The 7,223-nt window shown below is 49.3% G+C and carries 4 protein-coding genes; 2 read left to right on the top strand and 2 right to left on the bottom strand.

The annotated features are described in order from the left end of the window. Positions 1-292 (bottom strand): transposase (locus tag H503_RS0107195; RefSeq protein ID WP_026385588.1); only part of this gene is annotated, 292 nt, incomplete at its 3' end. A 162-nt stretch (positions 293-454) separates the two neighbouring features. On the opposite strand from H503_RS0107195, the gene H503_RS0107190 reads away from it, so the two are divergent. Both H503_RS0107190 and H503_RS0107185 read left to right on the top strand, forming a co-directional pair. After that, positions 455-1,864 (top strand): WG repeat-containing protein, encoded by a 1,410-nt coding sequence (locus H503_RS0107190; protein ID WP_014129164.1) that lies wholly within the window; start codon positions 455-457, stop codon positions 1,862-1,864. Between the two features lie 368 nt (positions 1,865-2,232). Beyond that, positions 2,233-2,673: an Hsp20/alpha crystallin family protein gene (locus H503_RS0107185; protein ID WP_009015322.1), complete on the top strand. Its 441-nt coding sequence runs from the start codon at positions 2,233-2,235 to the stop codon at positions 2,671-2,673. Positions 2,674-2,756: 83 nt separating this feature from the next. On the opposite strand, the gene H503_RS0107180 is transcribed toward H503_RS0107185, so the two are convergent. Further along, positions 2,757-7,025 carry an acyl-CoA dehydratase activase gene (locus H503_RS0107180; RefSeq protein ID WP_009015321.1) on the bottom strand — a complete coding sequence of 1,423 codons (4,269 nt, stop codon included), beginning with the start codon at positions 7,023-7,025 and terminating at the stop codon, positions 2,757-2,759. Positions 7,026-7,223 lie beyond the last annotated feature (198 nt).

Below are 7,223 nucleotides of genomic sequence, written 5' to 3'. Positions count from 1 at the left end.
TACGAACCCATTGGTACAAAAGACTATAGCTCATACCATATTGACAGGCGACAGCCATCATTGACTGTCCGGCATTTACTTGTGAAACCAATTCAAGTTTCTCCTCTGGGGACCATGCCTTGTAATGTGCTTTGTGACACAATGCTTCCGGTCCGCCAGCCTGTTCGATACGATTCCAAGTACGAATCTTGTTACGAAAATTTGCTGTTTTAATTCCTTTAGGTGTTTTTACCCACTTACCTTGACGATAAAGTTCTACACACATCAGCTTAAATTCAGTCGTATAACGCAAAATGTACCCTCCTTACTGGGTGTCCAGTAAAGAGGGTACATTTCAAAATGAACCGCTCATTTTTTTACCGTCTCTTTTTTTCTTGTCTGGCACGGGGCCTATCCTTCGTGATACAATAGGCGCAGAAGGAAGCCGTTTTTTGCATCGGAGGTGTTATATATTATGAAAAATAAAATCAAACGAGGGTTCCTGCTCCTTGTGGGACTCATGGCATGCGCTCATGCTGTGCTTGCAGCGGACCATTTGGCCATTGTGACCCAAAAGGGCAGGGCAGGCGTCATTGACCTGCAGGGACGAGTGGTTCTGCCCTTGGAATATAAAAAAATCGAAGTGGAACAAGGAGAAACAGATGCTGTCATCCTTGTTGAAAAGGATGGAAAATACGGAATGTATGACCGACAGGGCAAGGTCATCATCGCTCCAACCTTTAAGAAGGTGGGACCCTTCAGCGATGGAATGCTTGCGGCCCGGGACCGGGAAGGATGGACATTTTATGACCGTCAGGGCAAGGCCCTTGCTTCCCATTATGATGAGGTGGGTCCTTTTTCCGAAGGCCTTGCGGCTGTGAAAACGGATGGAAAATGGGGCTATATCGATAAACAGGGAGCTTATATCCTTAAGCCCCAGTATAGGAAGGCCCAGCCTTTTAAAGAAGGGTATGCAGCCGTCAAGCTTCAGGACCGCTGGATGTATGTTAAAAAAGACGGAACCGCCCTTCTTGTTGGAAAGGCAAAGACTGTCAGTGACATGAGCCAGGGCGTGGGCATTATCGATGGCAGCTGGCTTATGGACACAACGGGTGCCCGCTACGCCAAATTGAAGGCCTATGACTATGTTGGCTCTTTTGATGAAGGGGGATTGGCCCGTGTTGGGGTGAGGCGCCGTCACCGCTCTGTCTTTGACTATGTTTCCATTGGCTGGGGCTGGGGCGGACACTGGGGTGTCGGCTTCCCGGGCTGGGGCTGGGGTCCCTTTGATTTTGGCTGGGGCTGGAGCGATGCAGGATACCATCATCATGGATGGGGCGGCGGCATTTCTATCATTCCAGGGGAAGTCATCCATCCGTCGAACCTTTATATGGGTGCCATCAATAAGCAGGGGCAGGAAGTCATTCCCGCAAATTACCGGGCCCTATCACCTTTCCGTGAAGGCCGCGCTTTGATTGTTGACCGTGAAGGCCGCTTTGGGATGATTGACCGCAGCGGAAAAGTGGTCATCCCAGCTTCCTATGATGAATTGGGACCCTTTGAAAAAGACCGTGCTCCCTTTGCCTATGATAAGCACTGGGGATTTATCGACGAAACCAACAAGATCGTCATTGAAAACCGCTTTACGAAGGTGACCCCTTTTGTCTCTGATGCTGCAGCCGTTCTTGAAGGCGGGAAGGCTGCCCTTATTGACCGCAGCGGTGCAAATCTTGTCGCGCCCCAGGAGGCGTACAGTGACGTAGGGACCTATGCCCAGGATCGTTTTCCAGTTATGGATAAGAAGAGCGGGAAATGGGGATATATGGACGGAAAAGGAAATCTTGTCATTCCTTCAATGTATGATGAAGCTGGAATTTTTGACTAAGCATTACAAAAAAATAGAAATTATATTGACATAAATGTGATATTGTGCCATAATAGTGCACAGCCATTCAAATGAGCTCGGCAGCATGCGGATACCGGGGAAACAAGGGACCTCGGATTCGCTGGCGCCCTGCATCGTACGATATTTTTCCCGGAACGGATTGGTTCCGGGTTCTTTTTTTATCGAAAAAAGTCAAAAAGATTAAAATAATTAGCACTCAACTATTGACAGTGCTAAAAAAGCGTGCTATGATAATCCCAGAACGAAGGAAAGGAAGCCCCCCCAGAAGGAGCAGGGTTCCTTTCCACCGTTCCAAGAAATGAAAAGACCTGTGTGAAGGCCGTAATATTTGATTGGAGGAATGACTTATGTTACTGCCGAGCATTTTTAATGACAATGTGTTTGATGATTTTATGGATGGCTTTGATTCTTTTATGGACCGCAGCGCCCTTTATGGAAAACATGGTAAGAACCTCATGAAGACCGATGTCCGTGATGTGGGTGACCATTATGAACTCGATATGGATCTGCCGGGCTTCAAGAAGGATGAAATCCATGCAGAACTCGAAAATGGCTATCTGACCATTTCTGCCGAAAAGAGCCTTGATAAGGACGAAAAGGACAAGGCAGGCCATTATATCCGCCGCGAACGGAGCTTCGGCCGTTCGAGCCGTACTTTCTTCGTCGGTGACGGTGTGAAGGAAAGCGACATCAAGGCAAAATATGCTGACGGGATCCTGAAGCTGTCGATTCCCAAGAAGGAGTTGCCGCAGTCTGAAAACAAAAAAATGATTGCCATTGAAGGCTGATCAAGAACGCTGGGAATTTTTTCCCAGCGTTCTTTTATGCAAAAAAATCGCGGGACCGGAGTTCCGGTTCCACGATTTTTTATTTACAGCATAATCTCACCTTGGAAGGCTTCTTCTTTTTGTGCCTCTTTTCTTGGGGTGGGTGCCTTGCTGGTCTTGATATTTTCAACAAAAAGCAGGAGACGGTTCGTGACATTGACATCGCTGACGCCGCTATCAAAATCCAGACTCAGGAGGTTCATTTCCGGATAAAGGGTCTTGACCTTTTTTTCAATGCCCTTGGCGATGATGTGGTTGGCAATGCAGCCAAAGGGTTGGAGACTGATGACATTGGGAATGCCTCTTTTGGCAAATCCAATAACTTCAGCCGGCAGCAGCCAGCCTTCTCCAAACTGGGCAGCCATGTTGATAATGCCCTTGCCGTCATTGGCCATCTCGTAGATGTCTTCAAAAGGAGTGAAATAGGGGAAAGCACGGCCAATCTTGTTGACTTTATCGATGATCTTGACAATTTGGAGATAGATAAAATCCACCAGGAGATGGGGAATCCGGTCATGCTTGAGGTCAAACTTATCATTGGTCAGCCGATTGACGAAGGCCTGCATGAAAAAGGGCGTCATAAGGGGCGGCATCACCTCAATATGATGGTCCATGAGCCAGCCTGTGATATTCTTGTGGGCAAAGGCGTTGAACTTGAGGTAGATTTCTCCAACAATCCCGACTTGAGGCAGTTTTACATTGGGTTTGACGGCATCCGTAAATTCCTGGGCCGCTTCCTTGAGCAGTTTCAAAAGCCCCTTGGAATGGTTCTTTTCGATTTGCACCTTGGCGAGGTCGAGGTACTTGCTGCGCAGTTTTTCTGCCAATCCCTTCTTTTTTTCACGGACGACTGCAGCATTATAGAATTTTGACAGGCAGTCCGAGAAGAGGATGGTTGTAACCGTGATCTTAGCAATCTTCAGCCAGTTGATATGGAATCCAGGCTGATCGTTTTGGATACTGCTGCTCGTTGCAAGGGAAATGACAGGAACATCCTTGAACCCTGCAGAAACGAGGGCATGCTTGATCAGACCGAAATAGTTTGAAGCTCGGCACTGACCGCCCGTCTGGGTAATGGCAACGGCCGTCTTTTGAAGATCATATTTCCCTGATTTCAAAGCTTCCACGAAATCCCCCACAACAAGGGTTGCCGGATAGCAGACCTCGTTGTTGGCAAAGCGCAGGCCCATGTCGGCGGATAGCCCCGTGCTCTGGGGCAGGGTCTCTACGTGATAGCCCAAAACCTTCATGACAGACGGAATGAGCGGTGACAAGGTGGGGGTAAAGTATGGCGTCAGGATGGTGTAGTCCTTCATGCTCTTTTCAAAGCGCGGCGTGTCGATAAAAGGCTCGGCCCGGCGTTTGCTGTCTTCATTGTAACGAATGCTTTCCACAACGGACCGGACGCGGAGTTTCAGGGAGCCGATGTTCGATACATCATCAATCTTGAGGAGCGTCAGGGCTTTTCCATGGCGCTGCAAAAGACCGCGAATCTCATCTTGGAGGAAGGCGTCAGGTCCACAGCCAAAGCTCGTCATTTCCATGAAGTGGATGGTGTTGTCCTGACGGGCTACCCAGTCAGCGGATTTTAGGATGCGGTTGATATAGGCCCACTGCTTGATGAGGTACGTGTCGTTGATATCGATGGATTCGTTGCCTCGTACCAGGTCTTCATTGATGACGTTGATGCCCATGGCGGCAATGGTGTCGCTGAGTTTATGTTGGACCAGGGGATCGGCATGGTAAGGCCGGCCTGCAAGGAGAATGGTGAGTTTTCCTTGTCGGCGGCTTTTTTCGAGAATCTCCTCGTTCTTTTCCTGGATCTTTCGGCGGTACTCATCTTGGGCCTTGAGGGCGCTAGCAATGGCCTTATCGGCCGTGAAACGGTCAAAGCCAATATAGGAGAGGTATTTTCGGAGTTGCTTTTTGAGCAGTTTTTCGTCTTGGAAGTTGATGGGCGGAGCGTCGATGGGAATCTGTGTTTCCGTGACACTTTTGATGACGTCGGAGTACCCCGAGACAACTGGGCAGTTATAGCTGTTGATTTGCCGCTTATCATCCTGCTGTTCATAGATGACGTAGGGCATGAAGATCCGATTGACCCGCTTTTGGATGAGGTTCAGGATATGGCCATGGACAAGTTTGGCGGGAAAACAGATGTTGTCGCTCATCACGTCATGAAGCCCTGTCTCATAAAGGTGCAGGGTGGACGGGTCAGAAAGCTGGACCTTTAGGCCGCAGGACGTAAATAGGGCATGCCAGAAAGGATAGTCCTCATACATATTAAGGGTCCGCGGCAGCCCAATGGTGCGTTCCGCCTCCTCGTTGATGGGCCGGTTAAAGAGCAGATCGTACTTATAGGTGTAGATATTCTCACCAGGGGTCACATCATCGCCATTATTGGTAAAGTATTTTTCGCATTTGTTGCCCGAATAATAGATGGATCCATTATCGAATTGATACTTCTTGATGAGGCAGTTGTTTTCGCAGCCGTGACAGGTCAGCTGGGCATCCTTGAAGGAAGCAACATGGATCATATCATCTACGGTTGCCTGACCATGGCCCTTGGTTTTAGCATAAAGGGCACAGCCATAGGCTCCCATGATTTCAGGGATGTTGCTGCGATGGACCTTGGTCCCTGTGAGGATTTCAAAGGCCCGGACTACGGCATCGTTTTTCATGGTGCCCCCTTGGAGCACAATCTCATTGCCCAGTTCCTGTGGGCTCTTGAGTTTAAGGACCTTATACAGGCAGTTCTTCACAACTGAATAGGCAAGACCGGCCGCAATGTCTGCGCTGGTGACCCCTTCGCGGAGGCTTTGCTTGACTTTGGAGTTCATAAAGACCGTGCAGCGCGTTCCCAAATCGCAGGGATGCTGGGCCTTGCAGGCGAGGTCCGCAAATTCACTGACGCTGTAGTTGAGGCCCTTGGCAAAAGTCTGGAGAAAGGTCCCGCAGCCGGAGGAACAGGATTCATTCAGCTCCATGCGGTTCAGTACGCCGTGATCGACAAAGATGGCTTTCATGTCCTGACCGCCAATATCGAGGATGAAGGAAACCTTGTCGTTGATTTTCTTGGCTGCCAAATAGTGGGCAATGGTTTCGATGATGCCCGTGTTGAGGCTGAAGGCTGCCTTGATAAGGTCTTCGCCATAGCCTGTAGAGCAGCTTCCCATGATGCGGGGATTGGCCCCAACGGCCAGGCATTTCGTATAAAAATCGGCAAAAGCCTCACGCACCGCTCCTACGGGGTTGCCGTTATTGGGGCCGTAGTGGGTATAAAGGATGCGGTCGTTTTCGTCGGTCACGACAAGTTTCGTCGTGGTCGAACCGGAATCGATGCCGACAAAGACTTTGTCCGTATCTTTGGTCAGGGGCGACAGAATAATTTGGTCCGCTTCCTTTTCCTTTTTCCAGTCGGCATATTCTTTTTCATCATGGAAGATGGGTGGCACCGTATCGGTGACCCGGACAGCGTCCTTAGGAGCAGAAGCAATCCGGTCGCAGAGTTTCTGCAAGCTCGTTGACGGGGCGTCCTCTGCACTGAGGGCAGTCCCGTAAGCCGGGATAAGGTTTGCCTTATCGGGAACAATGAACTCTACATAGGGGACGTGAAGCGCATCCATCAAAGCTTTGCGGAGGCTCGGCATGAAGGTGAGCGGTCCGCCGCACAGAAGGATCTTCGGCTTGATTGTGCAGCCATGGGAAAGGGTCGTAATGACCTGTACAGCGACGGCATGATAGATTGACGCCGCAATGTCCTCACGGCTTACACCTTTACTGAGGAGGTTTTGGATATCCGTCTTGGCAAAAACGCCGCAGCGGGAAGCAATATAGTGGACGTGTTCCGCTTTTTCGGCAAGCTCGTTCAGTTTGTCAATGGGCACGTCAAGGAGTACGGCCATTTGGTCAAGAAAAGCCCCTGTCCCGCCGGCACAGTTCCCGTTCATGCGCAGGTCACACGTGCCATCGGGTTTGATGTAGACAATCTTGGCGTCTTCCCCACCAATATCGATGAGGGTGGCTACTTCAGGGTATTTTTCCTTGACAAATTTGGTCGCGGCGATGACTTCCTGCTCGAAAGCAAGCTTGAATTTTTCCGCAATCCCCATGCCAACGGAGCCCGTCACTTTGATTTTGACGGCCGCCTCTCCGATGGCTGCGGTAAGTTCGGACAGCTCTTCCTTGAGGACTCCCATGATATTGGCTTGGTGCCTCTTGTAACGGGAGAAAACAACTTGTTTGCTGCCATCCAGAACGACCATTTTAGCAGTAGTGGAACCAATGTCCAACCCTACTTGATAAGTACTCATGATACACCTCTAAAACAATAGGTCTTAACAGCTAATTATACCATATTTCCTAGCGTGGAATGATGGATTTCCCCTATTTTTCTATATTTTCTTCCTAAAATAAATGGAAATAAAAAATATACAGTTGAAGGTATATCAATGGTACATCAAAAAAGGGTCTTTGTCTATAGGAATCAAAGGGAAAAAGAGCTTGGTCCG

The sequence above is a fragment of the Acidaminococcus intestini DSM 21505 genome (assembly GCF_000425045.1).
Lineage (GTDB): Bacteria > Bacillota > Negativicutes > Acidaminococcales > Acidaminococcaceae > Acidaminococcus > Acidaminococcus intestini.
This window is presented reverse-complemented; position numbering and strand designations above follow the sequence as displayed.